A 26,653-nucleotide genomic window follows, 5' to 3' on the forward strand; every position below is an offset into this window, starting at 1 on the left:
CCACGCACTGAAATGATGATATTATCAGCACGTGAGCCCACGACCGTCCCGCGTAACGATCACGCCCGCCACGCCAGAGGAGCGTCCGAGTACGCGTCAGAGTGACGTGCACCTACTCGGCGCGGGGCGGCTGACCCCCAGCGCGCCACCCTTCGTGGGCGTGACGGCGGACGCCACGGTGTCTGCGCTGGTGCTACGCGGGCTCTTGACGGCCACCGAGCCGCTGGGCGTGCCGCGTGAGTCGCTGCTGGCGGTGGTCGACTGTGGCCTCGACAAGCTCGACGACCCCGACGCGCGCATCCCGCTGCGGGCCTTCCACGACGCGTGCAGCGTGGCGCTGCGGTTGAGCGGGGACCCCGCCCTCGGTCTGCGCTGGGCGGACAGCTCGAGCGCCACGTCGTTCGCGCCCCTGTCGAACCTCATCGCGCACAGCGCGAGCCTGCGGCAGGGGCTGTCGCTGCTCGCGCAGTACTTCCTGCTGCTCTCCGACCAGGGCAGCTACGAGGTGGTGCCCCACGGTGACCGTCTGCTGCTGCGCTGCGTGCCTGCGCTGGGTGAGGCGCCCGAGCTGCGGCGCTTCTCGGCCGAGCTCATCGTCGGGGGTTTCTGGCGGCTCTTTCACTGGTTCGGTGGGGCAGCGCGCCCTGCGCAGCCCTGCTTCGCGTACCCCGCGCCCGCCTACCGCGACGTGTACGACGGCTTCTTCGGGCAGGCCCCGACCTTCGAGGCGCCGTTCAGCGGCTTCGTGTTCGACGACGTGGTGCTGCAAGCCGCTTCGCCCCTGCGCGACGACGAGGTGCGCGCCGCTCTCGAGGAGGTGGCCGAGCGGCGCCTGCTGCGCGTGACCCAGAGCACGCCGTACGCGCTGCGCGTGCGCGACCTGCTGGTGCAAGACCCCGCGCCGCACCGCGTGGAGATGGAGAGCGTCGCGGGTTGGATGGAGCTCAGCGTACGCTCGCTGCGGAGGCGCCTTTCGGACGAAGGCATGAGCTACCAGGCCGTGCAGAACGAAGCCGCGGCGCTGGTCGCGGGACGCCTGCTGCGGAACACGCGCCGCACCATCGGTGACATCGCGTACGAGATGGGCTTCTCGGAGACCAGCGCGTTCCACCGCGCGTTCAAGCGCTGGACCGGGAAGACGCCGAGCGCCTACCGCGACGCCGAGCTGGGTCGGACGGCAGACGCCGAGCGCTCCGCCTGACGCGGGCGGACACACGGCAGCCGACGACGCGCTCTCTCGCGCGCCCTGCGGCGGGCGCGTGCGTACCGTGCGGCGCACGACCATGGTCGGCAGGTGCGCGGGCGTGGGCGGTCAACGTTTGGCCGAGGTCGGTCATTGGGGCGGCGCGCCACGTTCCTTACCGTCGGCGGCATGTCCACGCGTACCCCTGACACGTTCCAGACGCCCCTCCCCACACCGCTCGCACCCACCATCGGCGCCAGACAACACGCGCACCTGGTCGCGGGCGCGCTCGTGCTGAGCCTCGTCGTCCTCGGCGGCTGCGAAGGCGGACCTGGCGTCGGTGGCGAGCCCCCAGCCAGCTGGGGCGACGGGGGCACCGGCGCGCCCGTCGATGCGGCGAGCCCCGATGGAGCACCTTCCGCGCACCCGGACGCAGCCGCGCCCGCGCCGCACGTCCCGTCGTACGAAGACGCGTTCGAACGAGGCTTCGCGCGCTACGCGGGCACACCGCAGATGGAGGTCACGGACGTCACGCGCTTCGGGCTCGGCGCGGCCGCCATCGACGTGCACCACTTCTCGCCCGAGGACCGCGGCCCGAGCTGCATGTACGGCGACGAGTTCTTCGTGGAGACGCGCGAGGGCAGCTCGGACACGCTCATGATCTTCCTCCAGGGAGGCGGCGTGTGCCTGGACGAGATCTGCGCCGCCACGCCCTCGCCCATCCTATCGCTGCGCCTGTTCTCGGTGGCAGGCGTGCTCGGCATCGGGGGGTTGCTGGACCGCCGCAACTCCGAGAACCCCGTGCGCGACTTCGACGTGGTGAACGCCCCCTACTGCGACGGCTCGCTCTTCCTGGGCGACGTGGACCGCGTGCTCTCGGACGGAAACCCCGACAACGGCACCGAAGACATGGCCTTCCAGCGTGGGCTGCAGAACCTGACGGCCACGCTCGAGGTCGCGCACGAGCGCTTCCCGAACCCGCCGCGCATCGTGCTGGTGGGCTCCAGCGGGGGAGCCTACGGCGTGCTCGCGGGCACGGTGATGACGCGCTACTTCTACCCGGACACCCCGCTGCTGGTGCTCTCCGACTCGGGCGCGCCCATCGTCAACGGCGTCGACACCGACTTCATCCAGCGGGCGGTGGACCAGCTGAACGCGGCAGACATCCTCCCGCGCTCGTGCGAGGACTGCCTCGCCAACGGCCACACCACGGGCCTGCTCGAGTGGGCGCTGGGCTTCGACCGCAACCTGACGGTGGCGTACATGACGCACGCGCGCGACCACGTCATCGGCGAGTTCTTCATGGGCACCACCGCCGCGCAGTTCGAAGCTGCCGTGGTGGGCGAGACCGAGCGCCTGATGCGGCGCTTCCCGGGGCGCGTGTTCCGCTTCGTCATCCCCGGCAGCCGGCACACCCTCGCGATGGGCATGGACCACCTGTCGGAGGATCTCGTCGGCACCCTGCTGGGCGCCGTGGGCGGACTGGGCTTCGGCTTCGTCGGTGAGGACGTGAACAGCGAGGAGCTCTCCACCTGGGCGCTGGGCGGCATGAACGAGACGGGCCTCGACCCGAGCGGCCGCGCCTGGTCGGCGTACGCGTGGGTGCGCACGCTGCTCTCGGATCCGGTGAACACGCCGGACGTGCTGCAGCTCGAGTAGCGTTGCCCAGTCCCGCATCGGCGAGAAGTGGCAAGACCGAATGCGGGGGCTTCGCACAAGCTGGGGCTTCCGCGCATCCTCCTCTGTGCTCTAGGCTGAGGCATGCGCGCGCTGCTCCCCCACACCGGGTTCGCTGGGTTCGTCGCTCTCGTCGTGGTCGCGGCAGGCGCGCTCGGCTGCGCGGGGGACTCGGGCGCGGCGCGCGCGACCGTGCTCTTCGCCGAGCCGGACGAAGACGAGCCGACGTACGGAACGGCCCCGTTCCCAGGGGACCCGTGGCTGGACGCGGACGGACACATCGGCGCGCTGCCGGGGCTCGAAGCGATCATGCCGCGCGGTGCGGTCACGGCACGGCCCCTGCTCGCGACGCTGGACGGGTTCTCCACGCGACCTGCCGTGGAGGTGTTCGTCTCGGCGCCGATCGACCCCGCCTCGCTGCCCGAGGCGACGAGCAGCACGGACGACGCCCTGTTCGTGCTGGACGAGGACGGAGCGGCGCACCCGTTCGACTGGCGCTGGGACGAGGCGCGCATGCGCGTGGTGGGCTCGCCGCGCCCGGGCCACGTGCTGACGCCGGGCGGGCGCTACACGCTCGTGGTCACGCGCGGGCTGCGCGCTGCGGACGGTGCGCTCGCACCCGACGCGGGCTTCACGCGGCTGCTGACGATGTCCTCGCGCGCAGTGCCCGAGCGATACCAGACCACGCGCGCCGCGGCCGACGCGCTCATCGCGAACGGCTTCGCGCGCCGCGACCTGCTCGCCGTGATGGCCTTCCGCGTAGCGCACCACCGCGACGCCCTCTTGGCGGCACGCGCACAGCTGGAACAGCGCCCTGCGCCCACGCTGCGCTTCGACGACCCGGGCGTGGTGTTCGTGGGCAGCGCGGCGCTCGACGACGTGCTCGGCACACCCTCGCTGGACGCAGGAGGCGTGGACGAGGCGCAGGGCTGGGACAACCCGACGGGCATGGCGCACGCGAGCATCGCCGTGCTGGGCAGCGGGACGCTCACCACCACGCGCTTCCGACGCACGGACCTCGCGCCCCCGCTCGCCAACGACCCGCGCAGCGGCACCTTCGCGCTGGACGAGAGCGGCGAGCCCATCGTGCAGGACGGGGCCGACGTCATCCGCATCAGCGTTGCGCTTCCGTCGGCGCCCGCGCCCACGAGCGGGTACCCGGTGCTGCTCTACGGCCACGGCCTCGGCGCGTCGCGCACCCAGATGACCATGATGATGGAGACGGCCGCGCGTGCTGGCTACGCCACCATCGCCATCGACGCGTCCAGCCACGGGAGCCGCTACAGCGACGTGGACGTGGAGCGTGACCTGGCGCAGGCGCTCAGCGCGTTCACGGGCACGGCCACGGGACCGGACGGCTTCGGCGACGTCGAGGGCCTGCAGACCACGTTCCGGCTGTTCCACGAGTTCAGCAACATCCTCGCGATGCGCGACGAGATCGCCCAGACGGTCCTGGACTGGGGCTCGGTGGTGCGCATGATCCGCGACTCCTCGGTGGACCTCACGCCGCTGCTCGGGGGTGGACCAGGGCCAGCCCCCACGCTGGACGGGAGCCGCATCGTGTACTTCGGCGAGTCCTTCGGCGGCATCATCGGCGGGCTGCTCGCGGGGGTGGAGCCGCACCTGCGCGCCATCGTGCTGTGCGGCCCGGGCGGAGGCATCCTCGACCTGTCGGGCGCGCACGGGCCCACGCTCTCCGGCTTCCTCGCCTTCGCGCTGACCACCGTCTACCGCGCGAGCGGCGTGTTCGACCGCTTCCACCCGGTGGTCGCGCTGGGGAGCGCCATGCTGGACGGTGGCGACCCCATCAACTTCGCGCCGCTCGCGTTCGACCGCGCTGGGCTCGGCGCGATCGAGGGGCGCGCGCGCGACGTGGTCATCCTCGAGTCGGTGGGCGACGAGGTGCTCGCCAACGCGGGCACGGAGGGCCTGGCCGTGTCGTTCGGCCTGTCGCAGTTGGCGCCGGTGTACGAGCCCATCGCGGGCCTGCCGCCCGTGACCGGAACCGTGAGCGGCAACGCGCGCGGGCGCACCGGTCTCTTGCTGGCGTTCTCCCCCGCCACCCACGGCGAGGTGTGGAGCCGCACGGCGGTGACGCGCAAGTTCCTGCCGTTCGAGACGTACGACCTCTCGTTCGAGGCCCTTCCTGCGCCCGTGGCCGTGACCAACCCGCTGCCCGAGGTGCGCGCATTCCTCGAGGACCTGCTGCTACAGGCGCTGGCCCCCGAGCCCGTGACGCTCGAACACCCGGCACCCCCACAGCACGACTTCGACGACGACGGCGAGCCCGACGCGACGGACCCGACACCGTACGGGGGCTAGCAACCCCTTCGCGCCAGGCTACTCGGCGGTCACCTGAAAGAGGTCCTCGAGGCAAGCTGTGCCGTCCGGCTGGTACACCGTGGCGGTGTAGTCGGTGCCGTCCAATGTCCCGTCGACGAAGAACGAGTAGTACCAGGGCGGGCCCGCGGCGAGGTAGTCGTCCCAGAGCACCGGCAGCACGGCGAGCCGACCCGAGGTGGCGCTCTCGACGCCGACGACGTCGAACGTACCGACGGTGGTGTCGTCGTCCTCTCCGAAGGTCATGGTGCCGCCGAGGAGCCCATCCGGCTCGCGCGTGAGCGCCAGGGTGACGGGGCGGACGGCGCTCTGGCAGCGGAGCGTGCCGCTGAACGTGAGCGTCCCGTCGACCACGCGCGTGGCGCTCGATGGGTCTGGCGCAGTGGACGGCCTCGCGGAGGTCGAGAGCGAGATCGCCCCTCCGGCGAGCACGTTGTTGTCCCAGAGCGTGCCCTCCCGGAGCCGCCCACGCAGGGTCCCCGCCGCGGGGTCGTACGTCGCAGTGACGCCAAACATCGTGAGTCCCGGCGACTCCCCCACCCAACCGGCGGGCACCAACGCGACCTGTTGAGACTCGTCGTCGACCACTCCGACGACATCGTACGCGAGCGCCTGACCGAGCAGGTCAAAGCTCACGCGCCCTTCGAGAGCGCCACGCCGGTGGGTCAGCGCCACGTCGAGCTCGAGCGTCTGCCCCGAAAGCTCGGCCGTGCCGGTCCACGCGCTGGCTCCGTTCGGGAAGCCGGTACCGGTTCCGGAGCCGTCGTCGTCGGTGCAGCTCGCAACGGCCGAGGTGCAGAGGAGGAGGAGGAGATACGAGGTGTGCTTCATGGGCTCGATGAGCAGCGTCGTCGTCGCATGCCCCGCCGTCGATATGGGGATCGTCATATCGGCGCGCGGGTCGCGCGGGTCAGCTGTGTGAGCTGGCTGCCACCGTGAGCCTGAGTCGCGCCAGCTCTGGCACCACGCGCTCGGCGTGCTCCATCGGCAGGAAGTGGCTCGCGCCGGGCACGCGCACGACGCGGGCCTGCGGCAGCTTGCGGACCAGCTCGCGGCACGAGGAGGGGCGGCACGTGCTGCCGCGCTCACCCACCATGAGCGTGACCGGGCAGCCCAAGGCGGGCACACCACGCAGAGGGTCACGCGGCGTGAGCGCGAACGAACGTGCCTCCCAAGCGGGCGCGCACGCGAGGCGCACGCCGCGTGCATGGGAGGACTCGGGCAGGAACGCCCCTGCCACGTAGGCCTCCAAGAACTCCTGCGGCCACGTGGCGAACGCGCCCCTCCCCTCGTAGCGCGAGAGCGCCTCCGCTGCGTCACGGAAGTCGTTCTTGCGCCGCGCCGCGCCCAGCGCCAGCGGGTGCCGGTGCATCTGTCCGAGGCGCTGCATGAGCGCCACGAACGGGCGCGTGTACCAGGCCGGGATCACCGGCTCGAGCAGCAACAGCCCCGCCACCTTGTCCGGGCGCGCCGCCGCCGCGAGCAGGCTCACGGTGCCGCCCACGCTGTGCCCCGCGAGCAGCACCGGCGCTGCGCGCGCGTCGAGCCAGCTCAGCAGGTCGTCCACGTAGCACTGCCACGAGTCGAAGCGGCTCACGTCGCCGAGCGCGTGGCTCTCGCCATGGCCCCGTAGATCCACCGCGTGCACGTCCAGGTTACGCGGCACGCGCTCGAGCAGCGGCCGATACGTCGCGGCGTGGAAGCCCGTCGCGTGCGTGAAGTGCAGCACTGGGGCGTCGTCGCGCTCGGCAGGGCGCCGCAGGTAGTGCAGGCCGTGCCAGTCGTAGTCTTCGAAGCGTGCCGTGGTCAAAGGGCGTCCGCCCTTCTCACCTCAGGGCATGGTCAGGTGGGACAGGTCCACCGGGTCGGGCGTGGGCGTGGTGACGTAGTGTCCCACGTACTGCTGCTCGAGGCTCTGTCCAGACGTACCGGCGCGGGCACCCACGTGGCAGTTCGAGCAGTTCACCTCGTTCGAGTAGAAGGGCATGGGCCAGCGGAACACCCCCACCCCGTGGTCCCGACCCGACTCGTAGGTGCGCGTGGGGAGCACGGCGCGCAGCTCCTCGATGCGCTCGCGGAAGGGCCAGCCGCGCTCCACGGCCAGCGCGTCGGCGCGGTCGAGCGTGGCGCTCATGGCGTCGAAGTCGCCCGAGATGGCGTACAGCTCGGCCAACATCAGCAGCTGCCCGATGGGCTTGTGCGGCGCGATGCGCGAGGTCCAGTTGCACACGAAGGTGTCGCAGCCCTCGTTCAGATCGATGGCGTACTGCAGCGCGACGGGGTCGTCGATCATCCCGTAGGTGAAGGGCGCCGCCGCGCGACCCTCGCTGCCGGGGATGGTGACGAGCGCGGCCAGGTGGTCGATGCCCTCGGACGCGGGCCCCAGCATGAGCCCGCGCATGGCCGTGTTGTTGTGATAGAAGACCTGCGCCGGGAGGTGGTACGGCAGCGACTCGTGCACGCGGCTGGCGCCGCCGATGATCTGGTCGAGGTGCTGCAGCACCAAGCGCAGGTTCACGTTGTCGCCGCTGAACGACTGCGACACCTGGAACACGGCGCCAGCCGTACGCAGCAGCTCGAGGCGCGGGTCCGCCGCGGCGTTGGCCGCTTGGTAGTCGGCCACCTTCTGGTCCCACGCGGGGTACGCCTCGTGATCCGAGTTGGTGATCAGGTCCCAGAACTCCGCCTCCAGCGCGAGCTCGAGCTCGGCCCCCCACGCCTCGGGGTCTTCGACGCGCGTCACCGGCACCTCGCGCACGACGCCCACCTCGGTCGGCGCGCGCGGATCGGCCGAACCGTCTCCGCAGCTTAGGAGCCCGAGCAGCAGCAGCGCCGCTGCGCACCTTGCCGTTGACTTATTATCCATGTGGCTAATACTAGCCGAGGTCCCTGACGAGAGGCAAGCCCCCATGGAACGAACCGGATCCGAAGCCGCGCCGCACGCGCGCCTGGACGAAGAGCTGGACCTGGACCGCCTGGCCCACTGGCTGAACGAACGACTGGGGCTGCGGCTCGATGGCGCTGGGCTCGTGGTGTCCCGCTTTCGCGGCGGGCACTCGAACCGCACCTACGGCGTGATGGCCAACGCGGGGCGCTGGGTGCTGCGGCTACCGCCCACGGGCGCCGTGGCCCAGGGCGCACACGACGTGTCGCGTGAGTGCCGCGTGCTCTCAGCCGTCGCCCCCGAGCTGCCGCTCGCCCCGCGCGTGGTGGCCACCGAGGACGACAGCGCGGTGCTGGGCGCGCCCTTCTACCTGATGGAGCACCTGACGGGAACCATCGTCCGCAAGGACTTCCCCAAGGAGCACGCGCCGAGCGAGGCCGAGCGGGGGGACTACGCCAACGCGCTGCTCGACGGGCTGGTGGCCGTGCACGCGACCCCCACGGGTTCGCCCGCGCTGCGCGCCATCGGCAAGCACGAGGGCTACACGCAGCGGCAGCTCGAGGGCTGGCACGAGCGCTATCGCCACAGCCAGACGCGCGAGCTGCCGAAGGCCGAGGCGGCGCTGCGCTGGCTGGACGCACACCTCCCGCGCGAAGACGGCGACTGCCTGCTGCACAACGACTTCAAGTTCGACAACGTGGTGTTCGCGGAGGGCTCGGCGCGGCTGATCGGTGTGCTGGACTGGGAGCTCGCGACCCGCGGGCACCCGCTGATGGACCTCGGGACCTTCCTCGCCGCCTGGGTGGAGCCGAGCGACCCCGTGCCGCTGCAGCTCATGCGGCTGGGGCCCACCAACCTCCCCGGCATGCCCACGCGGCGGGCGCTGGCCGAGCGCTATGGGACGCTGACCAGGCGTGACGTGAGCGCCTATCGCGCCTTCTACGTGTTCGGGCTGATGAAGCTGGGTGTGGTCGCGCAGCAGCTCTACTTCCGGTACACGCGCGGCGAGACACGTGACCCCCGCCTGGCTGCGTTGGAGTACGGCATCCCCGCGCTGTTCGACTTCTGCGAGGCGCAGGTGCGCGCGGCGGAGGAGGCGTGAGCGACGCACCCGACGTGCTGGACGCGCACATTCACCTGTGGGACCCGTACCGCACCCCACGCGCCTCGAGCCCGTTCGTACGCGCGCTGGGGCGCCAGGAAGCGCTCATGCAGCGCGTGGTGCAGCGGCTGTCCCCGCCCGAGGCGCTCGCGTTCCTGGGCAACCCGCGCTTCGTGCTCAACCGCTACATGCCCACGGAGCACCGCGCGCGAGCGGGCGCGCGCCTGCGCGACTACGTGCACGTGGAAGCTGGCTACGTGGCGCTCCCTCCGCTGGGCGCAGCGCGGGAGAGCCGCTGGCTGCGGACGCTGCGCGACGGACCGCGCGGTGTCGTGGGCGCCGCCGACCTCACGTCTCGCTTCCTGCCGCAGCTGCTGGACGCACACCAGCGGGAGCACCCCGGCTTCCGTGGCGTGCGCGACAAGCTGGCCTTCTCCGAAGCGCCGGGCGTGAAGAGCTGGGCCGCGGCGCCCGCGCGGTGCGAGCGCCTCGCGTTTCGTCGTGGCTATGCGCTGCTCGGGGAGCGCGGGCTCAGCTTCGACGCGTTCGTGTACAGCCCTCAGCTGGACGAGCTGGCGCGGCTGGTGGAGGCCCACCCCGAGACCCCCGTCGTGCTGTGCCACCTGGGCACGCCCGTGGCGCTCGAGGGGCCCTTCGGCGGGCTGGGTGGCACCCGGGCGGCGCGGCACGAGGTTGCGACACGCTGGCGTGCCGGGCTCCAGCGCTTGGCTGCGTCGCCGCACGTGCGCGTGAAGCTCAGCGGCATGCTCATGCCCGTCGTCGGCTTCGGCTTTCATACGCGCCCCGCGCCGCCCAGCGCGAGCGAGCTGTACGAGCGTCTGGGTCCGCACCTGCGCTTCGCCCTCGAGACGTTCGGACCCGAGCGCTGCATGTTCGGGTCGAACTTCCCCATCGACGCGGTCTCCACCACCTACGACGCGCTGCTCGAAGCGCTGGAGCGGACCATGCGCGACATGGCGCTCGACCCCGACGCCCAGCGCGCCGTGCTGGCCGACACCGCGCGGCGCTTCTACCGGCTCTGAGCGGCGCCCGTGTCCGCAGGGACGCGCAGGATGCCGTCCAACACGATGGTGGCGATGGCCTCCGCGTAGCGCTCGACGTCGTCCGAAGGCGACGCGCCCCCGTCGTCCAGCGCGCGGTCGAGGGGGCTCATCGCGAACACCGCCGGCCCCCCCGTGAACACCAGGAAGAAGATGGCCTGCCACGGCGCGTCGCGCAGGGCCCCCTCCGCCTGGGCGTGCCGCACCATGCCGCGCGCCACCTGCACGAAGGCGCGCACGTGCCGGTCGACGATGTACTGCATGCGCTCGCCGCCCAGCGCGCTCTCGTGCATGAGCAGCGTGAGGTTGTCCGGGAACACCGCCGACAGCCGCACGTACTCCACGATCAGCGACCGCAGCCCCGCGCGCAGGTCGCGCGACGTGAGGGCGTGCTGGAGGCGCGCCGTGAGCTCGCGGTTCATGGAGCCGAAGCTGAAGTCGACCGTGGCCTCCCAGATCTGCTGCTTCGACCCGAAGTGGTGCCGCAGGAGCGCGTGGCTCACCCCCAGGCGGCGCGCGATGTCGCGGATACTGGCGGCCTCGAAGCCCGTGTCCGCGAACACACGCAGGGCCACCCGCAGGCACTCTTCGGTGTCAAGCGCGGGCGCCTCCCCGCTACGGGGGCGCCCGGGGCCTCGCGCGGCTTTCTTCTTGGCGGCCATCAGCGCGTGCAGCCTGTCCCGTGACACGCGCCCGCGCCAGGGCTGGCGCGCCACCACGAGACCGGCGCTCGAATCAGTACGGAACAGGCGGGCCCCGACACGTCACCGCGCCAGGGCCAGCGCGCGCGTCAGCGCAGCTCGGAGGACTTCAGCTCGAGCAGGTTGCGCGCCACGATGAGCAGCTGGATCTGCTGCGTGCCCTCGAAGATGTCGAGGATCTTGCTGTCGCGCGCCCACTTCTCGAGCAGCTCGGTCTCGCCGTAGCCGACGCCGCCGCACAGCTCCACGCAGCGCAGCGTGACCTCGTTGGCCGTGCGCCCCGCCTTGGCCTTGGCCATGGAGGCCTCGACCGAGTTGGGGATGCCGTTGTCCGCCATCCAGGCGGCCTTGATGGTGAGCAGGCGCGCCGCCTCGAGCTCGGCCTTCATGCGGTGCAGCTCGGCCGCCGCCGCGTGCTGTGTCCAGCGCGAGCCGCGCATGCGCGTGTCCACGCCCTGCGCCTTGAGGTACGTCTCGGTCACCTCGAGCGACGCGCGCGCCACGCCCAGCGCCATGGCGGCCACGATGGGGCGCGTGTTGTCGAAGGTCTGCATGACCCCGCCGAAGCCCTTCTTCGTGTCGATCTCGGGGCTGCCGAGGATGTTGTCCTTCGGGATGCGGCAGTCGTTGAACGACAGCACGGCCGTGTCGCTGGCGCGGATGCCCAGCTTCTTGTCCAGGCGCACCAGCGTCATGCCCGGCGAGCCCTGCGGCACGAAGAACGACTTGATGGCCGCGCGCCCGAGGTTGCGGTCGAGCGTGGCCCAGACCACCACGGCCGTGGCGCGCTCACCCGCGGTGACGAAGATCTTCTCGCCGTTGATGACCCACTCGTCGCCCTCGAGGCGCGCCGTGGTGCGCACCGCGGCGCTGTCGCTGCCGGCGCCGGGCTCGGTGATGGCCATGGCCGCCCACACCTGCCCCCAACGGGCCTTCTGCTCGGGCGTAGCCACGGCCGCGACGGCCGCGTTGCCGAGCCCCTGGCGCGGGATGCTGAGCGCGAGGCCCACGTCACCCCAGCACAGCTCCGTCATGCCCAGCACGGTGGACATGTTGGCGCCGTTGCGCACGGTCTTGTCGTTGGGGTCGCGCTTGCCCTGCTTCACGTTGCTGACGCCGCCGCCCGCGCCCGCCTCGCTGAAGCCGTCCATCACGGCGGCCAGCATGTCGAGCTCCTTCGGGTAGGCGTGCTCGGCGGTGTCGTACTTGCGCGAGATGGGGCGGAACACGGCCGACCCGACCACGTGCGCTTGTTCGATGAGGGGCTTGAGCTTGCTCGGGATTTCGAGGTTGATCATGGTCGCTCCTTCACGCGCTGAGCGCGCCCTCCAAGATGCCGACGGCGCGCAGGTGCCTGTACCAACGCTCGACGGGGTGGTCCTTGATGAAGCCGTGGCCGCCCAGCAGCTGGACGCCGTCGGTGCCCACCTTCATGGCCTTCTCGGCGCACAAGAGGCGCGCCAGGTACGTCTGCTCGGCGAAGTCGAGCCCCGCCGTCGCGCGGCTGGCGGCGCGCCACGTGAGCAGGCGCATGCTCTCGATCTCGATGGCCATGTCCGCCACCAGGAACGCCACCGACTGCCGGTGGCTGATGGGGGAGCCGAACGCCTCGCGGTCGTTGACGTACTCCTTCACGTAGTCGAGCACGGCCTGCGACTGGCCCACGCCGAGCGCACACAAGCCGATGCGGCAGAGGTCCAGCACGCGCCCGTGGTCGTACTTGTCGTCGCCCACCAGGTCGATGCCCTCGACGCTCACCTCGTGCAGGTGGAGGTTGCCCATGTCGGCGGCGCGCAAGCCCATGGAAGGCGCGGCCTCCACGGTGACGCCCGCCGCACCGCGGTCCACACGGAAGAGGCGCAGGGTGTCCTCCAGCTTGGCCGCCACGAGGAAGAAGCGCGCGCTCGAGATGAGCGGGACGTTGGTCTTGTGGCCCTTGAGGACGTAGCCGCTGCCCTTCTTGCGCGCGCGGGTGAGCGGCAGCGCGGGGTTCGACAGCGGCGTGCCCTCCATCAGCGCCAGCGCGGCGGGCGTGAACGTGTCGGCGTTGAACGCGGGGAGCCAGGCGGCGCGCTGCTCGTCGGTCGCTTGGTCCACGAGCGTGTTCACCACGCCCACGGGCGCCAGCAGCGCGAGCGCGAGGCCCATGTCGCCGCGGCCCAGCGCCTCGGCCACCAGCGCCGTGGTCATGACCGAGCGGTCACCGCCGCCGCCGAGCGCCTCGGGGATGGCCGCCTGCGCGAGGCCCAGGTCCGCGCCCACCGCGAGCACGTCCTCGGGCGGGGTGCACGCGTCGTCGGCCTCCTCGGCCATGGGCAGCAACAGGTCGTTCGACACGCGCTTGAGCGTGTCCAAGATCATCTGTTGGTCCTCGGTAGGGTTCAGGTCGAACGGCTGCTGCGGGGCGCGGGCCTTCGGCGCGGGGGCGCGCTTCTTCACGGCCTCCACCAGCTTGCCCGCGGCCACGACGCCCGTGCGCGCGCCGGCCTGCACCAAGCGCTGCGCTGGCTCGCGCAGGCCTCGCTCCTCCACCCAATCGGACGTGGCGACCTTCGTCAGCGCACGCAGGCTGCTGTCCATCGCTTGGCGGATCACTTTGTCTCGCATCGGCGTTCCTCGCTTCTGAATGGCGGTTCAGGGACTGGTAGCTTCCTCGTCCGCGCGAGACGCGTCAACCTCGGATGCAGACACGCCCGTCCACCGCCTCGGGTCGTGTACGCTGGGTGGCATGCGCTCCACCTCCCCGCTCTTCGTCGCGTGCTCACTCGGGCTCGCGCTCTCTGGCTGCCACGGCTCGTCCGCCCCCACCACGCCCGCGCTCGAGGACGAAGGCGCACCGCCACCCGCCGATCTGCTGGTCGCGCCCGCAGGCGCGTACGGGAGCGTCATCCTGCACGAAGGCGCGCCCTACCTGTTCGTGTCGTTCGCGTATGTGTACGAGGGCTCGGAGCCACCCGCGCCGGCCGGCCCCGCACCCGCCACGGTAGCCCTGCTGACCCCAGAGGGTTCGTGCACCGCACACGTGGGTGAGCCCGTCTCGCTGAGCACCGGCGAGTGCGAGACCTCCACCACCATCGCGCGGCCGCTCACGGGCTGCGCGGGTCCGGTCGCGCGCGTGGCCCGCGTCCAAGGCGCGTGGCCCGAGGGAGTGCGCTTCATGCCGCTCGACGAGCCCGAGAACCAGGCGTTCACGGCGGCGTCGGAACTGACGGCCCCACGGCACCGCGAGCAGGTTGCGGCGTGGATGGGCGAAGAGGCGATCGCGGGCCGTCCGCTGCAACAGGCCGTCAGCGCACACGCGCGCCTCGACGCCGGCGCAGATCAGCTGGAGACCTCGGCGGCGAGCTTCCTGGTGGGCCCGAGCGACCCCGAGTGCGACCAGCAGGTGGAGGGCCGTACGGCCAGCACACTACGGCGGGGCGGGCAGGTGATCCCCGTTCCGGATCTGGTGCAGTGGCAGGGGGTGGTCACGTATCGCGGCCACGTCGCGGGCATCCTGCTGGGAGCCCCGCACATGGCGTCGCTCGTCACGCTCGGCGCAGGCGGAACCCTGCGCGAGGAGTGGAACGAGCGCGTGTGGTCCGATAACGAGGAGTGCGGACCGTTCGGGTGGGCGCACATCGAGTACCCCTGCGGACCGTGACGGGTCGCCGCAGGTCACTCCACAGGTGCCGGGCAAGTGGCGTCGAGCTCCTCGAGCCCGGTCCCGGGCAGCTCGCCCAAGCCTTCCGTCAACATGGCGCTCCACCGCGTCAGCGCGTGCTCCTCGTCGGAGCTCAGCAGCAACAGCGCGCTCCCGAGGGTGGGCTGGTCCTCGGGCTCGGCCACCAGAAACCGCACATGGCGCGGGGGAGACAGCGCTGCGCCCACGGCGTCCAACGTGCGCATGAGCGCGAGCAGCCCCGCGGGCTGGTCGCAGGGGTAGACCGGCTCCCCTTCCAGCGCGTGACTCGGCAGTCGTAGCTCGGTCGCACCGACGAGCACGCAGGGGTCCCCCGCGCAGGTACCCACCCGCGCGTCGCGTAGACCGCTGAGCTGCAGGCGCGACGCCCACGCCGCTGGACCAACGCGCGTGTCGTCGCGGGCCGCAGTCTGCACCACGAGCGCCCGCGGCCCCAGGAAGAGCGGCACCTCGGCCGGCATCAAACGCATGAAGCGCTGCACCCGCGACCCGTGGATGGGCTCGAGCAGGCGCGCAGCCTCCAGCTCCGCGAACACCGGCTCCAACGCGCGCGCCTGCTCGGCGAACAGCTCGTGCTCCAGCATGACCCCGGCGAAGGCCTCGGCTTCCGCCTCGCTCATGTCGTCGAGGGGCTGCCACCCCGCGTCGCCCGAGCCGTCCCGGAGGACACCCACCACCACGAGCGCGGCGACGACCAGCAACGAGACGGGCACCCACATGGGCACCAGCAGCGAGGCCGGCGCGAGGGGCCCACCGCGCGAAGGCGGGTGCAGCGCGAGTCGGTTCCGGCAGCGCTGCGCGAAGCCCTCGTCCCCGCCGCGGGTCGAGAGGCGGAAGCGGCCGCCCTCGACAGACAGCGTGAGCGTGGCCCGCACCTTCGGAGAGCGTCGCGCCTCGTCGGCCAGCTCGTCGAGTACGGCCTGCGGGACCTGCCCCCGCACCTTCCGGACGCGCCCGTCGGCGATGTCGACCTGACCTCGCATGCGCGGCAGAGTCTGGGAGAGCAAGAGGGGATGGGCAAGCGCAGCGGACTCGGCTACCACTCGGGCCGTGGAGACCAGCTCAATCTACCTCACCTGTCCAGGCTGCGCGGCCACCACCCTGCTCGAGCGACGCGGCGACACCGTGCGCTGCGCCGCCTGCGGCTTCGACTACGGAGCGCTGCGCGCCGACACCACGGCCTACGAGCGCTTCGCGGTGGCCCGCATGCGGGAAGGCGTGGGCGGCAAGCTCGGCATCGCCGCCCTCCACCAGTGGACCTCCAGCGAGGGCGCGGCCGAGTCGGCAGCGTCCCTGCGCGCCCTGGCCGAGCGGAACGGCATCGCGCTTCCGGCGGGCAGGGGCGTCGACCCGGTGCTGCGCGCGGGCCTCGTGGGTGTGGTGCTCATCGTGGTGCTGGTGCTGGGCTCCGTCGGCTACTTCGCGGCCCAGGGCACGCCCTGACGAGCCCGGTGTCGTCCACGTGGCTCATGGGCAACGCGGAGCGCGGCGCCACGACCGCGACCACGATGTCGCTGGTCCGCGCAAAGCGGAGCTGCGAGCGAAGCTCTTCGCGCACGTGGGATACCGCTGACAACGTCCAGGTTCCATAGCGCGTATAGATCTCGCCGTAGTGGATGCTCGACAGGCCGTCCTCGACGACGTCGTCTTTCGTGAACCGACGTCCGCGCGTGAATTCGCCGATCTCGCCGAGCGCTTTGAACGGCACCCCGCCTGGGCAGTGCTTCGCGATGAGGTCGTGGATACGGCTCATGGCTTGTTCTTCGCCTCTAGGCGTCGGACGCCACTGTCGGTGGTCAACACCTTCATCTGCTGAATGGCGGTCTGGTTGAGAAGCGTGAGGCGCTGGCTCTGCGCCACGCCCTGGTGGATGAGGTGCGCGTTCAGCGCCTCCAGGTTGGCCAAGCACACGAGCTGCGCGACGTTGGCCTCATCGCGGATGTTGCCCTTGCTGCTGGGTTGGCCATCACGCCACTCCCGAGCCGTCTTGCCGAACAGGGCCACGTTCAGCAGGTCGGCTTCGCTCGCGTAGACCAGGGAGGCTTGCTGCGGGGTGACCTTGGGTGGAATGAGGTTCTGCTGGATGGCGTCGGTGTGGATGCGGTAGTTGATCTTGGTGAGGTTGCGGCCGACGTCCCAACCGAGCTGTTCGCGCTCTCCCTCCTTGAGGCGTTGGAACTCCTTGATGAGGTAGAGCTTGAACTCGACCGAGATCCAGGCCGCGAACTCGAACGCGATGTCTTTGTGGGCGTAGGTGCCGCCGTAGCGCCCGGCCTTGGAGGTGATGCCAACGGCGCCAGTGCGTTCTATCCACTGCTTGGGCGTGAGGGTGAAGCTGTTCAGCCCCGCTCGGAGTCTAATCCCGTCGAATTCGACGGGGTTGAAGAGGGGGTTGTTGAGCCGCTCCCAGATTCCTAGGAATTCCAGCGTGTTCCGGTTGCGAAGCCAGTTGCGGATTAGGTCGTCGGTGTGCTCGGCGTTCTTGTGACGAGCGATGTCGGTCAGCGAGATGTAGTCGTCTTCGGCGCCGGCCACGACCGAGACTGCGCGCCCCTGTACAGTGATCTGCCGCTTCTTGCTCACGCGGCACCTTCCAGGTCCGCCACGATGGCGTCAATCTCGGTGCGGAGACGCGACTGCCGCGCGACGATGCGGGCGATCTCGGCGTTGAGCTCGCGGATGTCTACCTCCTTGCGGGTATCCTCCCGCTCTACGTATGAGGAGACCGCGATGTTGTACGAGTTTTCCGCGATGACGGAGTGGGGAACGACTTTGGCGAAGTGGTCCACGTTCTGCCGGGCCACATACGCGTCCAACACCTTCGTGTGGTGCTCGGGGGCCAGGTGGTTCTTGTTGCCCACGCGCGTGAACTCAGCGCTCGCGTCGATGAAGAGGACGGCGTCGTCCTGCTTCGACTTCTTCAGCACGATGATGCAGGTGGCGATGGTGGCGCCGAAGAAGAGGTCTGGCGGGAGCTGGATGACGGCGTCCACGTAGTTGTTGTCGAGCAGATACTTGCGGATCTTCTGCTCTGCGCCGCTTCGATAGAGCACACCCGGGAACTCGACGATGGCGGCCGTGCCGTTCACCGCGAGCCACTTGAGGATGTGCATGGCAAAGGCGAGGTCGGCCTTGGACTTCGGGGCCAATACACCTGCCGGCGAGAAGCGCGGGTCGTTGATCAGCGTGGGGTTGGCGTCGCCCTCCCAGTTGATCGAGTAGGGGGGGTTGCTGACGATGGCTTCGAAGGGCTCGTCATCCCAGTGCTTCGGGTCGATCAGCGTGTCCCCATGAGCGATGTCGAACTTCTCGAAGTTGACGTCGTGCAGGAACATGTTGATGCGGGCCAGGTTGTAGGTGGTCAGGTTGATCTCCTGACCGTAGAACCCCTGCCGCACGTTCTCCTTGCCCAGCACCTTCACGAACTTCAGCAAGAGCGACCCGGAGCCGCACGCCGGGTCGTAGACCTTGTTCACCTCGGTCTTGCCGACGACCGTGATGCGCGCGAGCAGCTCGCTGACTTCTTGCGGCGTGAAGAATTCGCCCCCGGACTTCCCCGCGCTGGAGGCGTACATGGTCATCAGGTACTCGTAGGCGTCGCCGAACGCGTCGATGCTGTTGTCGGCGAAGTCGCCCAGCTTGAGGTCGCCGATGGCGTCGAGCAGCTTCACCAGCTTCTCGTTGCGCTTTGCGACAGTCGGCCCGAGCTTCTGGCTGTTCACATCAAGGTCATCGAACAGGCCCTGAATGTCCGCCTCGCTCTCGGTGCCTACCGCGGAGCCCTCGATGTTCTTGAACACCCGCTCCAGGGTCATGTTGAGGTTCTCGTCCTGGTCGGCGCGCTTGCGGACGTTGGCGAACAACTCAGAAGGAAGGATGTAGAAGCCTCGCTCGGCGACGGTCTCCCTGCGGCCGAGTTCGGCCTTCTTGTCCGAGATCGCGGCGTAGTTGAAGGTGCGGTCCCCAGCGGCGCGCTCCTGTTCGTTGACGTAGGCGGTCAGGTTCTCGGAGATGAAGCGGTAGAACAGCATGCCGAGGACGTAGGACTTGAAGTCCCAGCCATCCACCGAGCCACGTAGGTCGTTGGCGATACGCCAGATGGTCTTGTGTAGCTCGGCGCGCTGCGCGTCACGGGTGCTGGGCTGCATGGGGCTTTCGGGTAGGTGAGACGGGCCGCGAGTCTACGGGAAGACCCCATGGCTCGCGGCCATTTTCGACTCCGCGTCGGTGTCCTGACCGATGGAGCGCTCACGGCTCATGTGGACGAGTGCGGCAGCGCCACACAGGGGGGCAGCGCGGCGAGCCGCAGGTGAGCTCCACGAAGGAGTCGTCCTGGTGCACGGCTGACCGGTCCACACAGGTGGAGCGCCGCGCTCAGCCCGCGATCGGCAGGAACAGGCGCTGGATGGCGAGCTCGACGGCGTCGAAGGGCGCGATGCGCGCCACCGTCGTGTCGTCGTAGCTGCCCGCGAGGACCCAGCGTCCGTCCACGAGCTCGAACGCCTCGAGGGTGCGCGCATCCACGTCCACAATCCAGTAGTAGCCCACGCCGTGCTGCGCGTAGAGCGCGCGTTTGGTCACGCGGTCCCGCGCCGCCGTGCTGGGGGACAGCACCTCGCACACCCAGTCCGGAGTGACGTCGATCGGACGCAGCTCGCCAGGGTCCGGCAAGCGCTCGCGACGCCAGCCCGCGAGGTCGGGCCTCACGATGTCGTGCGCACCCAGCTGCACGTCGACCTCCACGAAGATCCACCAGCCCCCGGGCCCCCCGTGTCCGTCGTCGTCATCGTAGGCGCGGCCCACGAAGCTGCGCAGCGCGCCCTGGGCCTTCGAGTGCTTGGGGAGTGGTGCAGGAGCCGTGATGACCTGCCCCGCCAGCACCTCGGCGCGCACGTGGTCGGGGAGGCGCAGCAGGTCGTCGTACGTGGCGAGCTTGGCGACGGGCGCGGACACGCATCGAGCCTAGCACGGGGCCGTGCGTATCCGTCAGCTGCGCCGTGCCGAGCGTCCCCCACGCGAGGGCCGGTACAGGGCCGCCGAACAGCGAGACGAGCGCCGACGCCACAGCACGACCAGGCCAGCGACGAGGAGCGAGCCCAGCGCCCATCCTGTCGACGACCCTGTGGATGCAATCCCGCACGAGCCGCCGGCCAGCCTCCCCGGTGGCACGGGCAACCGACAAGCGCTCGTGCAGGTGCCGCCGTCCGCGCCGTTGTCCGGTCCCTCGTCGCACTCCTCGCCGTCGTCCAGCGCGCCGTCGCCACAACGTGCCGACGTTCGCCCCACGCAGCCCACGGCGCAGCGGCCCGGCATCCCGTTGTCGGGGCCGTCGTCGCAGAGCTCGCCCGCCGCCGCGTTCACCACCCCGTCGCCGCAGGCTGCCGGGCTGCAGTCCCCGTCGCACGCCTCGCTCGGCCCGCCCGTGTCGCAGGTCTCACCCGCCTCCACCACGCCGTTGCCACACACGCTCACCGTCGTGCCCGCGCAGTCCAGGGCGCAGCGGGTCGGCATGCCGTTGTTCGCGCCGTCGTCGCACACCTCGCTCGCCGTGGTGTTGAGCACGCCATCGCCGCACATCGCCATGCTGCAGTCGACGTTGCAGGTCGCGGACTCACCCGCCGTGTCGCAGTCTTCGCCGGCTTCGATGGTGCCGTTTCCACACGTCGCCGGTGTGGTCCCCATGCAGTTCGCGGCGCAGCGGGTCGGCAGGCCGTTGTCCGCGCCGTCGTCGCAGGTCTCCCCCGCGGCGGTGTTCACCACTGCGTCGCCGCACGAGACCATGGTGCAGTCCGCGTCACAGGTGGCGGTGGCCGTCCCGTCGTCGCAGCTCTCGCCCGCCTCCGCGACCGAGTTGCCGCAGGTGGGCGTGGTGATGCCGCCACAGTCCGCCGCGCACTCGTTTGGCATGCCGTTGTCGCCTCCGTCGTCACAGACTTCGCCAGCTTCGGTCACGCCGTTCCCACAGCTCGATGGGGTCAGCCCGCTGCAGGTGAGGTTGCACTGGTTCGGCTGCCCGTTGAGGGTACCGTCGTCGCAGGCGTCCACGCCCGTCTGCACCACGCCATCTCCGCAGCGCGCGCTCTCGCACGTGTTGCGGCACGCGTCCGTGTCGTCGTCGTTTCCATCGTCACAGTTCTCTCCGCGGTCGACCATGTTGTCTCCGCAGCACTCAGCGAGCGGATAGGACGGGACCGCCACGTCGCTCACGGTGAGCGTGAAGGGCTCGCCCGCTGCGGATGCCGCGTCGACGCGGATCACGAGCCGGCCGGCGCAGGCCACCATCTCGAAGGGCACGAGGCAGCTGTCCGGGCTGCTCCCGAGGAGCGTGCCACTCCCGTCGAACACGGCGATGCCAGCGGGAGCGCCAGACGTGCAAACCTGAATGCGCACGTTGCGCGCGCCCGCCAAGTCCACCGCCGCGAACACGTCTGGCGTGGCAAGGGCTCCATCATCGTCGCCATAGCAGGTGGTCGACGTGGAGTTGCGATGGGTGAACGTCCCCAACTGCGCGAGGGCGCCCAGCTCCACGGGCACCGCGAACGTGTCGCCGTCCAGGTAGCGCCAGAAGGTCTCCACCCTTGGCTGGTAGTACGCGCAGTTGGGAGAGCTCGTCAGCGTCCCGGTCACGAACCCGTGGTCGTGGGTAGTGCATGCGTGGCTCAGCCGGTAGTCGATGTTCGCGAACGGCGCCGCGTCGCAGCGCAGGTCGTCGTCGTCTATGGCGCCCACGCAGGTGCCGAACAGATAGCCTCCACAACAAAGCCCCGTCTCGTACGCACAGCGGGTGCCTTCGCAACCAACGCCCAGCAGCTGGTCAGCCGACTCGTCCTCCCACGCGTCGAGCCCGAGCTGCAGCCCGTCGGGGGTCGTCGTCGCGTAGACGCGGTTGAAGACGATCTCGTTCAGGTCGGACGACAGCGCGGGCGAGTCGAAGTCCTCGGTGTAGCAGCCGCTGCCCGCGCTCCAAGTCGCCCCGTTGAAACTCCCGACCTCGCGCGCACGCACGTAGTACGTGTGCTCGTCGGGCTGCCCAACCGCCCCGAAGAAGGCGAGGTCGGTGGCGGCGTGTGTCGTGTTGATCTCGCGCACGCGCACCTGCACCAGGATCGGACCGTCGCTGACTGTCTGCGCCCTGGTCTCGGATGGTGTCGCAAGGCCCCCCGCGAGCAACGCGAGAGCGACGAGCACGAACGAGGCTCGCCGCGTCGACGGCAGACCGAAAAGACTGGAGGCGAACGAGGTGCTCATGGGTTCCTTCCAGCGACGTGGAGCGCAAGCTCGAGTGCGCACGTCCACTTCGGGTGCATGGACGCCATGTGTTCATGTACGATACTTTGTGCACCCAGCGGAAACAATTGTGGCTTTAGAGGTTTCGATGTGTGTCGCTCCAGGGCGCTTCAGTCGCGGTGGTTGGGCGCCGACGCCGCTCGGAGGCGAGCGCTGAATGTTCCCATGTAGGCGCGCCCTGCGAGCCTCCTTGCAGCTCGCTTGGTCGCTCGCCGCAGTGGGGTGCCACATGCACGGTTCCGATGATGGTGTGTCACGCGCGCCCCACGCCCTCGGGTTCGCATCGGCCGCGTTCTTTCCGACGCACCATCACGTCGTGCCACCCACGGCGGACGACTGGGCATGGGCCTACTACCAACAAGCGGGCGGCGTCGCGCTCGGAGACGTGGACGGGGACGGCGCCGAGGATCTCTTCGCCTCGGGTGGCGTGGGCCCGCACAGCCTCTTCCGCAACAACGGCGACGGGACGTTCGCCGACTGGTCGCACGTCCTCCCCAGCGTCGTCGGGTTCGTCTCCAGCGCCACGTTTGCAGACATCGACGGTGATGGGGACGACGACCTGCTCCTGTCGCATCTCTTGGCGTCGCGAGGCTTGACCTTGTGGCGGAACGACGAGGGGGTGTTCGTGGACGTCACCGAGGAGGCCGGGCTGGGCGGATTCGTGACCGAAGCGGCTTGGAGCGTCACCTTTGCGGACGTCGATCACGACCAAGACCTCGACTTCTTCGTCGCGCAGTGGCTGCACTGGACGACCCCCGAACCCATCGTGAGTCCACACGTGTTCTGCAACGACGGGCGCGGCGCATTTCGAGACTGTTCGGCGTGGTCGGGGCTGAACCCATACTTCTCCGAGCAGGTGGACGCGAGCTTCACGGCGACCTTCGCGGACCTCGATGAAGACGGGGCTCCCGATCTGCTCCTCGCAGCGGACTACGGGAGGAGTCGCATCTTCCGTGGACTCGGAGACGGACGCTTCGGCGACTTCGCGACCTCGAGCGTGCTCTCTATCGATCTCGGGATGGGGTCCGTCGTGGACGACTTCGACGCGGATGGTCACCTCGACTGGTTCGTCACCGCGGTGCACTTCCCCGTCGGGGGCGGGAACGATAAAGGCAATCGGCTGATGCTCGGAGACGGTACGGGCCGTTTGGTCGACGTCACCAGCACATCAGGCGCGGGCGACGGCGGGTGGGGGTAGGCGGCCTGCGCGGCGGACTTCGATCTCGACGGAGACCGGGACGTGTTCCACGTCAACGGCTATCGAGCCCGGCCCTTCAACCCGCTCGCAGCGTTTGCCGTGACCGACGCGCAGCGCATGTTCCTGAACGACGGGCACGCGCACTTCACGGACGTCGCATCCCTCGTGGGGCTCTCGGACACGGCCCACACGACCTCGACGGTCTGCGCCGACCTCGACCTGGACGGTGACGTGGACATCGTGACCCTGGAGGTGGACGGGGTGCTGCGCGCCTACGAGAACACGCTCCGCTCCGACCGCCACTTCGTGGCGCTGGACCTCGAAGGCCGCTATCGCAACCGCGCGGCCGTCGGGGCACGAGTCGTGGTGCGTTCGCTGCATGGCGTGCAGGTTCGCGAGCGCCGCATCGACAACACCCACGCCTCTGGCGCCAGCCAGCGCCTGCACTTCGGTGTAGGCACCGCGACGAGCGTGGACGTGTCCGTGCGCTGGCCCGACGGCGCAGAGAGCCAGCACGAAGGCTTGCGCGTCGATCGCGTTCACTTGCTGAGACACCCAGCGCTCGCCCGCTGACCGACCCACCAGACTACGTGACGCGCTCGTCGAGGCCATGGCGTGGCGGGATCGCAAGCAGCTGCGCGTCCGGGTGGAGGCCGTCGAGGAAGGGTCTGCAGCGGCAATTGGCGCCCTCGACGAGGTCGAGTCCATCGCGCAGCGCGAGGCGCCACAGACCCTGGAGCAGCAGCGCTGACGCGACGTCGCGGTGAGCCACGAGCCGAGTGGTCGCTGGGCGCGCAGGGCTCGGCTGACGCGAAGGCGCGGCGGTGGGATCAGCGTCCAGGATTTTCCGACGCAGCGACGGACGTGTTGCGTCTAAGATGACGCGTGGCTGGAGTGGCTCATCGGGTTGCATGGTTCGGCATCGCGGGGACGCTCCTGTGCGCGGCCTGCGGACAGCACCCGCCGCCACGCCGCTACGAGCCGTGCGTGATGGAGTTCACGGCGCCCCAGACGTTGCCCGGCGACGAACCTCTCGGGCAGCCGCGCCCCACAGCCGCGCTCGAACACTCCACGGAGCACGGCTGGGCCGTGTTGGCGCAGGCGTTCGGCGACACGGACGGCAATGGTGAGGTCGCCCTTGTGTTCGAGCACCACGGGGCTCCCTTGGGCGACCGGCGTCACGCGGTGTACTTCGATGCACGCAACTCGGACGGCGCCAGGAGCGAAGCGCTGCTCGATGTGTCGCCTGCACGGACCCTGCTGGCATTCGAGTCCGATGGCGAAGCGTTCGTGGTGGACACGAGGACCGACGCGCACTGGACCCTGGGTCTCTTGGCCGAGCTGCCCGACTACATCCGCGAGCGGAAGCGAGGCCGCCGCGACGATGTCCGTTTCGTGGATGAGCGCCGCGTGGTGATGTGGACGGGCTCGCAGCGCCTCGAGTTGATCGACTTCCGGCTGAACGAGCACACCGTGCTCCTCGATCAGCCGGGCTGGCTCGCGACGCTCACGTTCCGCGCCGGATGGGTCGTGGTCGACCTGATGGATGCCCCGCCACCCGCGACGCTCGAGGAGGAATACCGGAGAGACGAGGCATTGTACGCGGCCTACGTTCGGGAGCACGGCACCCGTGCGTTCACGGCCACGACGCGCGAATCCCGCATTTGGGCGCGGGGTGGCATCGAGCCTCGAGCGAATCAACGCTGGGCCGTCCACGTGGCCACCGGCGTCCGCGTCTCCGCGGCAGGCAGCGCGCTCTGGCCCGCGGCGTGGGGTCTGGTCCGCTTGAGCGCCGACGGGCGGCTCGTGGTGGCAACGCTGGACGGCACGGAAGTCGTGGCCGCCACGGACTGCTTCGGCGAGGTGCTCGTCGTCCCCGGGGTCGTGCAGCCCGGCGTGGCCCACGAGTGCGGGCGGAACGGGGTCTGGTGGGTCGGTGTGCAGGGTGCGCCGCTGGAGGTGCGCACGGTCGTCCACGATCCCTCGCAGATTCGCACCGTCGAGGAAGCTCGCGCTCTCGTCGGGCAGACGACCGTCTGGGCGTTCAGGCCGGACGGGACCTACTTCGAGACCAGCGAGGGCGACTACGCGCAAGGCGAAAACGTCATGGTCGATCCCGAGAACGCGCGTGCATGGAGCATCACCTCCGCGCCGGGCTACGCGGCGCTCAACGTCGACCGACGCCCTGCACCCAATGGCTTCTCCTACGTGGACACGGTCGCGAGCAGCACCGGTGCGTTCTTTCGCGTCGACGACGTCTGGCGTAGCGCTTCGGCTCCTCGCGAAGAGAGGGCCTGCGTCCATGCAGACTACCTGGCGCGCGAGCTGTGGGGCCGCTGCATCCACCTCCCGTCTCGAATGGCCCAATCGTAGTCTGCGGCGACCGCCTCCGAGAGGTGCCCGAGCGTGACCTCCAGCGCGGCCGCCCAGGGTCTCGGGACCGTCGGCACGCGCACCTTGGTGCAGCTGTGCTTCGACCACCTGGCATGCGACCGCCCGCAGCTGCTCCGTGGCGCTGCCAATGGAGGGAGCCGCGTGATCGCGGAGCGTTGCGGCGTTCAGGTGGAAGGTCGGCTCGGGACTCCCTAAAGGGGAGATCCTAGGGCAGGCGAGGATAGATGACGACGTTCATCCCGAGCTGGACCCAGTCCTGCGCCAACCCCAGGTCGACATAGCGTCGCCCGTAGAGCTCGAGACCCAGCATGACCCCGCCGCCGAAGTGGACACGGAACCGCCCCTCGACGTCGCTGAGGTCACCGTCGCCGATGGGCGCGACCCGCACGCTCACCTCGTACCGCGGACCCGAGGCGTTCGCCCAGTTGCCCACGGCCACCCCGAACCCGCCGCGGAGCGTGAACGCGGAGTCCGTCGCGCTCGCGCGCGAAGCGCCGTCGGATCCCTGTCCACGTTGACCCAGAGGCCCGTCGCCTGAACGAACACGAGGGGAGCGACAAAAGCAACCTGCGCGCGGGCCTCGAGGAGCCCTGGAGGGTCATCCTGAACACGGGGCTTGGGGTCGATCGCGGCGGGCTGGTCGGTGATGAATGCGGTGACAGCTGTCGATGCGTGCGTGACGTCCACCCTGAAGATCGTCTCGGCGCCCTCTCTGCCGAGGCGTCGGAGGCCACCGGAACCGGATGTGCCTGTCCACCGTCAGAGCAAGCGCGCTGCCGCCCCCTGCCTCGTCGAGGCCCAACGGCGTGGCAAAGGTCCTGGTGAGCGCTGAGGGGGAGCCTGAACCCGACCACCCACCGTCGACGCAGGTAGTACGGGCTCCGGAGCAGCGCCGTGGTCGAGGCGGCCTGCTCGCGCTCCTGCGCCTCAGTCGGCTGCTCTCCGTGGCTTCCGCCTCGCGCGCGCGCCCGGCGGGCCTCGGCCTCGCGCTGGGAGCGTATGCGTTGCTGCTCAGCCCGACGGGCGTCGGCTTCGCGGCGAGCCTGGGCCTCACGCGCGGCCTCGCGCCGCCTAACCTGCGGTCGTAGCGCTCGCGGTGCACGTCTCACCGACGGGCTCGTGGTTCGCAGGGCAGCTGGACGCA

25 protein-coding genes are annotated in these 26,653 nt (G+C 70.2%); 13 read left to right on the forward strand and 12 right to left on the reverse strand.

Features of this window, described 5'->3' with window-relative positions; genetic code table 11:
* The first annotated feature begins 31 nt into the window (after positions 1-31).
* The 3 genes from H6726_00980 (at position 32) to H6726_00990 (ending at position 5,182) form a co-directional block, all read left to right on the forward strand.
* Positions 32-1,201, forward strand: a complete 1,170-nt coding sequence (locus H6726_00980) for an AraC family transcriptional regulator (protein ID MCB9656193.1) — start codon at positions 32-34, stop codon at positions 1,199-1,201.
* A 171-nt stretch (positions 1,202-1,372) separates the two neighbouring features.
* Positions 1,373-2,842, forward strand: a complete 1,470-nt coding sequence (locus H6726_00985) for a hypothetical protein (GenBank protein MCB9656194.1) — start codon at positions 1,373-1,375, stop codon at positions 2,840-2,842.
* Positions 2,843-2,944: 102 nt separating this feature from the next.
* Complete coding sequence (locus tag H6726_00990; protein MCB9656195.1) at positions 2,945-5,182, forward strand: hypothetical protein; 2,238 nt, start codon at positions 2,945-2,947, stop codon at positions 5,180-5,182.
* Positions 5,183-5,200: 18 nt separating this feature from the next.
* On the opposite strand, the gene H6726_00995 is transcribed toward H6726_00990, so the two are convergent.
* From H6726_00995 to H6726_01005, 3 genes are all read right to left on the reverse strand, one after another.
* Entirely contained in the window at positions 5,201-6,031 is an 831-nt protein-coding gene (locus H6726_00995) for a hypothetical protein (protein MCB9656196.1), read from the reverse strand.
* A 79-nt stretch (positions 6,032-6,110) separates the two neighbouring features.
* Positions 6,111-7,010: an alpha/beta hydrolase gene (locus H6726_01000; protein ID MCB9656197.1), complete on the reverse strand. Its 900-nt coding sequence runs from the start codon at positions 7,008-7,010 to the stop codon at positions 6,111-6,113.
* A 21-nt stretch (positions 7,011-7,031) separates the two neighbouring features.
* Positions 7,032-8,066: a hypothetical protein gene (locus H6726_01005; GenBank protein MCB9656198.1), complete on the reverse strand. Its 1,035-nt coding sequence runs from the start codon at positions 8,064-8,066 to the stop codon at positions 7,032-7,034.
* Positions 8,067-8,109: 43 nt separating this feature from the next.
* On the opposite strand from H6726_01005, the gene H6726_01010 reads away from it, so the two are divergent.
* Together H6726_01010 and H6726_01015 are read left to right on the forward strand one after the other, a co-directional pair.
* The gene (locus H6726_01010) at positions 8,110-9,186 is read left to right on the forward strand and encodes a phosphotransferase family protein (GenBank protein ID MCB9656199.1); all 1,077 of its coding nucleotides are present in this window, start codon (positions 8,110-8,112) and stop codon (positions 9,184-9,186) included.
* Positions 9,183-10,229 carry an amidohydrolase family protein gene (locus tag H6726_01015; protein ID MCB9656200.1) on the forward strand — a complete coding sequence of 349 codons (1,047 nt, stop codon included), beginning with the start codon at positions 9,183-9,185 and terminating at the stop codon, positions 10,227-10,229. Before H6726_01010 ends, H6726_01015 begins: the two co-directional genes overlap by 4 nt.
* On the opposite strand, the gene H6726_01020 is transcribed toward H6726_01015, so the two are convergent.
* From H6726_01020 to H6726_01030, 3 genes are all read right to left on the reverse strand, one after another.
* Complete coding sequence (locus H6726_01020) at positions 10,217-10,909, reverse strand: TetR/AcrR family transcriptional regulator (GenBank protein ID MCB9656201.1); 693 nt, start codon at positions 10,907-10,909, stop codon at positions 10,217-10,219. The genes H6726_01015 and H6726_01020 overlap by 13 nt on opposite strands.
* Positions 10,910-11,037: 128 nt before the next feature.
* Positions 11,038-12,246 (reverse strand): acyl-CoA dehydrogenase family protein, encoded by a 1,209-nt coding sequence (locus H6726_01025; GenBank protein MCB9656202.1) that lies wholly within the window; start codon positions 12,244-12,246, stop codon positions 11,038-11,040.
* Positions 12,247-12,256: 10 nt separating this feature from the next.
* Positions 12,257-13,528, reverse strand: a complete 1,272-nt coding sequence (locus H6726_01030; GenBank protein MCB9656203.1) for an acyl-CoA dehydrogenase family protein — start codon at positions 13,526-13,528, stop codon at positions 12,257-12,259.
* Between the two features lie 148 nt (positions 13,529-13,676).
* On the opposite strand from H6726_01030, the gene H6726_01035 reads away from it, so the two are divergent.
* Positions 13,677-14,591 carry a hypothetical protein gene (locus H6726_01035; GenBank protein MCB9656204.1) on the forward strand — a complete coding sequence of 305 codons (915 nt, stop codon included), beginning with the start codon at positions 13,677-13,679 and terminating at the stop codon, positions 14,589-14,591.
* Between the two features lie 14 nt (positions 14,592-14,605).
* Here H6726_01035 and H6726_01040 read toward each other — a convergent pair whose 3' ends face one another.
* The gene (locus H6726_01040) at positions 14,606-15,613 is read right to left on the reverse strand and encodes a hypothetical protein (GenBank protein ID MCB9656205.1); all 1,008 of its coding nucleotides are present in this window, start codon (positions 15,611-15,613) and stop codon (positions 14,606-14,608) included.
* Positions 15,614-15,680: 67 nt separating this feature from the next.
* On the opposite strand from H6726_01040, the gene H6726_01045 reads away from it, so the two are divergent.
* Positions 15,681-16,073, forward strand: a complete 393-nt coding sequence (locus H6726_01045; protein ID MCB9656206.1) for a hypothetical protein — start codon at positions 15,681-15,683, stop codon at positions 16,071-16,073.
* A 306-nt stretch (positions 16,074-16,379) separates the two neighbouring features.
* On the opposite strand, the gene H6726_01050 is transcribed toward H6726_01045, so the two are convergent.
* The 4 genes from H6726_01050 to H6726_01065 form a co-directional block, all read right to left on the reverse strand.
* Complete coding sequence (locus tag H6726_01050; GenBank protein MCB9656207.1) at positions 16,380-17,213, reverse strand: KilA-N domain-containing protein; 834 nt, start codon at positions 17,211-17,213, stop codon at positions 16,380-16,382.
* A complete protein-coding gene (locus H6726_01055) occupies positions 17,210-18,778 on the reverse strand; it encodes a type I restriction-modification system subunit M (GenBank protein ID MCB9656208.1) in 1,569 nt (522 codons plus the stop codon). Before H6726_01055 ends, H6726_01050 begins: the two co-directional genes overlap by 4 nt.
* 226 nt (positions 18,779-19,004) lie before the next feature.
* Positions 19,005-19,583 carry a Uma2 family endonuclease gene (locus H6726_01060; GenBank protein ID MCB9656209.1) on the reverse strand — a complete coding sequence of 193 codons (579 nt, stop codon included), beginning with the start codon at positions 19,581-19,583 and terminating at the stop codon, positions 19,005-19,007.
* 33 nt (positions 19,584-19,616) lie between these two features.
* Positions 19,617-21,878: a hypothetical protein gene (locus tag H6726_01065; GenBank protein ID MCB9656210.1), complete on the reverse strand. Its 2,262-nt coding sequence runs from the start codon at positions 21,876-21,878 to the stop codon at positions 19,617-19,619.
* 268 nt (positions 21,879-22,146) lie between these two features.
* On the opposite strand from H6726_01065, the gene H6726_01070 reads away from it, so the two are divergent.
* The 5 genes from H6726_01070 (at position 22,147) to H6726_01090 (ending at position 25,704) form a co-directional block, all read left to right on the forward strand.
* Entirely contained in the window at positions 22,147-23,115 is a 969-nt protein-coding gene (locus H6726_01070) for a VCBS repeat-containing protein (protein ID MCB9656211.1), read from the forward strand.
* Positions 23,116-23,157: 42 nt separating this feature from the next.
* Complete coding sequence (locus H6726_01075; protein ID MCB9656212.1) at positions 23,158-23,688, forward strand: CRTAC1 family protein; 531 nt, start codon at positions 23,158-23,160, stop codon at positions 23,686-23,688.
* 37 nt (positions 23,689-23,725) lie between these two features.
* A complete protein-coding gene (locus H6726_01080) occupies positions 23,726-23,866 on the forward strand; it encodes a hypothetical protein (protein ID MCB9656213.1) in 141 nt (46 codons plus the stop codon).
* Between the two features lie 143 nt (positions 23,867-24,009).
* Positions 24,010-25,488, forward strand: a complete 1,479-nt coding sequence (locus H6726_01085; GenBank protein ID MCB9656214.1) for a hypothetical protein — start codon at positions 24,010-24,012, stop codon at positions 25,486-25,488.
* Between the two features lie 33 nt (positions 25,489-25,521).
* Positions 25,522-25,704 (forward strand): hypothetical protein, encoded by a 183-nt coding sequence (locus tag H6726_01090; protein ID MCB9656215.1) that lies wholly within the window; start codon positions 25,522-25,524, stop codon positions 25,702-25,704.
* Between the two features lie 10 nt (positions 25,705-25,714).
* On the opposite strand, the gene H6726_01095 is transcribed toward H6726_01090, so the two are convergent.
* Positions 25,715-25,942, reverse strand: a complete 228-nt coding sequence (locus H6726_01095) for a hypothetical protein (GenBank protein MCB9656216.1) — start codon at positions 25,940-25,942, stop codon at positions 25,715-25,717.
* A gap of 388 nt (positions 25,943-26,330) precedes the next feature.
* On the opposite strand from H6726_01095, the gene H6726_01100 reads away from it, so the two are divergent.
* Complete coding sequence (locus H6726_01100; protein ID MCB9656217.1) at positions 26,331-26,597, forward strand: hypothetical protein; 267 nt, start codon at positions 26,331-26,333, stop codon at positions 26,595-26,597.
* Positions 26,598-26,653: the final 56 nt, after the last annotated feature.

It is taken from the genome of Sandaracinaceae bacterium, from assembly GCA_020633055.1.
GTDB lineage: Bacteria > Myxococcota_A > Polyangia > Polyangiales > Houyiibacteriaceae > JADJJE01.

Excerpts from the sequence above, each read along its gene's own strand:
- H6726_01005 (MCB9656198.1), bottom strand. The coding sequence starts at position 8,066 with ATGGATAATAAGTCAACGGCAAGGTGCGCAGCGGCGCTGCTGCTGCTC.
- H6726_00995 (MCB9656196.1), bottom strand. The coding sequence starts at position 6,031 with ATGAAGCACACCTCGTATCTCCTCCTCCTCCTCTGCACCTCGGCCGTT.
- H6726_01055 (MCB9656208.1), bottom strand. The coding sequence starts at position 18,778 with ATGCAGCCCAGCACCCGTGACGCGCAGCGCGCCGAGCTACACAAGACC.
- H6726_01065 (MCB9656210.1), bottom strand. The coding sequence starts at position 21,878 with ATGAGCACCTCGTTCGCCTCCAGTCTTTTCGGTCTGCCGTCGACGCGG.
- H6726_01020 (MCB9656201.1), bottom strand. The coding sequence starts at position 10,909 with ATGGCCGCCAAGAAGAAAGCCGCGCGAGGCCCCGGGCGCCCCCGTAGC.
- H6726_01030 (MCB9656203.1), bottom strand. The coding sequence starts at position 13,528 with ATGGACAGCAGCCTGCGTGCGCTGACGAAGGTCGCCACGTCCGATTGG.
- H6726_01080 (MCB9656213.1), top strand. The coding sequence starts at position 23,726 with ATGGCGTGGCGGGATCGCAAGCAGCTGCGCGTCCGGGTGGAGGCCGTC.
- H6726_01070 (MCB9656211.1), top strand. The coding sequence starts at position 22,147 with ATGCACGGTTCCGATGATGGTGTGTCACGCGCGCCCCACGCCCTCGGG.
- H6726_00985 (MCB9656194.1), top strand. The coding sequence starts at position 1,373 with ATGTCCACGCGTACCCCTGACACGTTCCAGACGCCCCTCCCCACACCG.
- H6726_00990 (MCB9656195.1), top strand. The coding sequence starts at position 2,945 with ATGCGCGCGCTGCTCCCCCACACCGGGTTCGCTGGGTTCGTCGCTCTC.
- H6726_01035 (MCB9656204.1), top strand. The coding sequence starts at position 13,677 with ATGCGCTCCACCTCCCCGCTCTTCGTCGCGTGCTCACTCGGGCTCGCG.
- H6726_01040 (MCB9656205.1), bottom strand. The coding sequence starts at position 15,613 with ATGCGAGGTCAGGTCGACATCGCCGACGGGCGCGTCCGGAAGGTGCGG.
- H6726_01010 (MCB9656199.1), top strand. The coding sequence starts at position 8,110 with ATGGAACGAACCGGATCCGAAGCCGCGCCGCACGCGCGCCTGGACGAA.
- H6726_01025 (MCB9656202.1), bottom strand. The coding sequence starts at position 12,246 with ATGATCAACCTCGAAATCCCGAGCAAGCTCAAGCCCCTCATCGAACAA.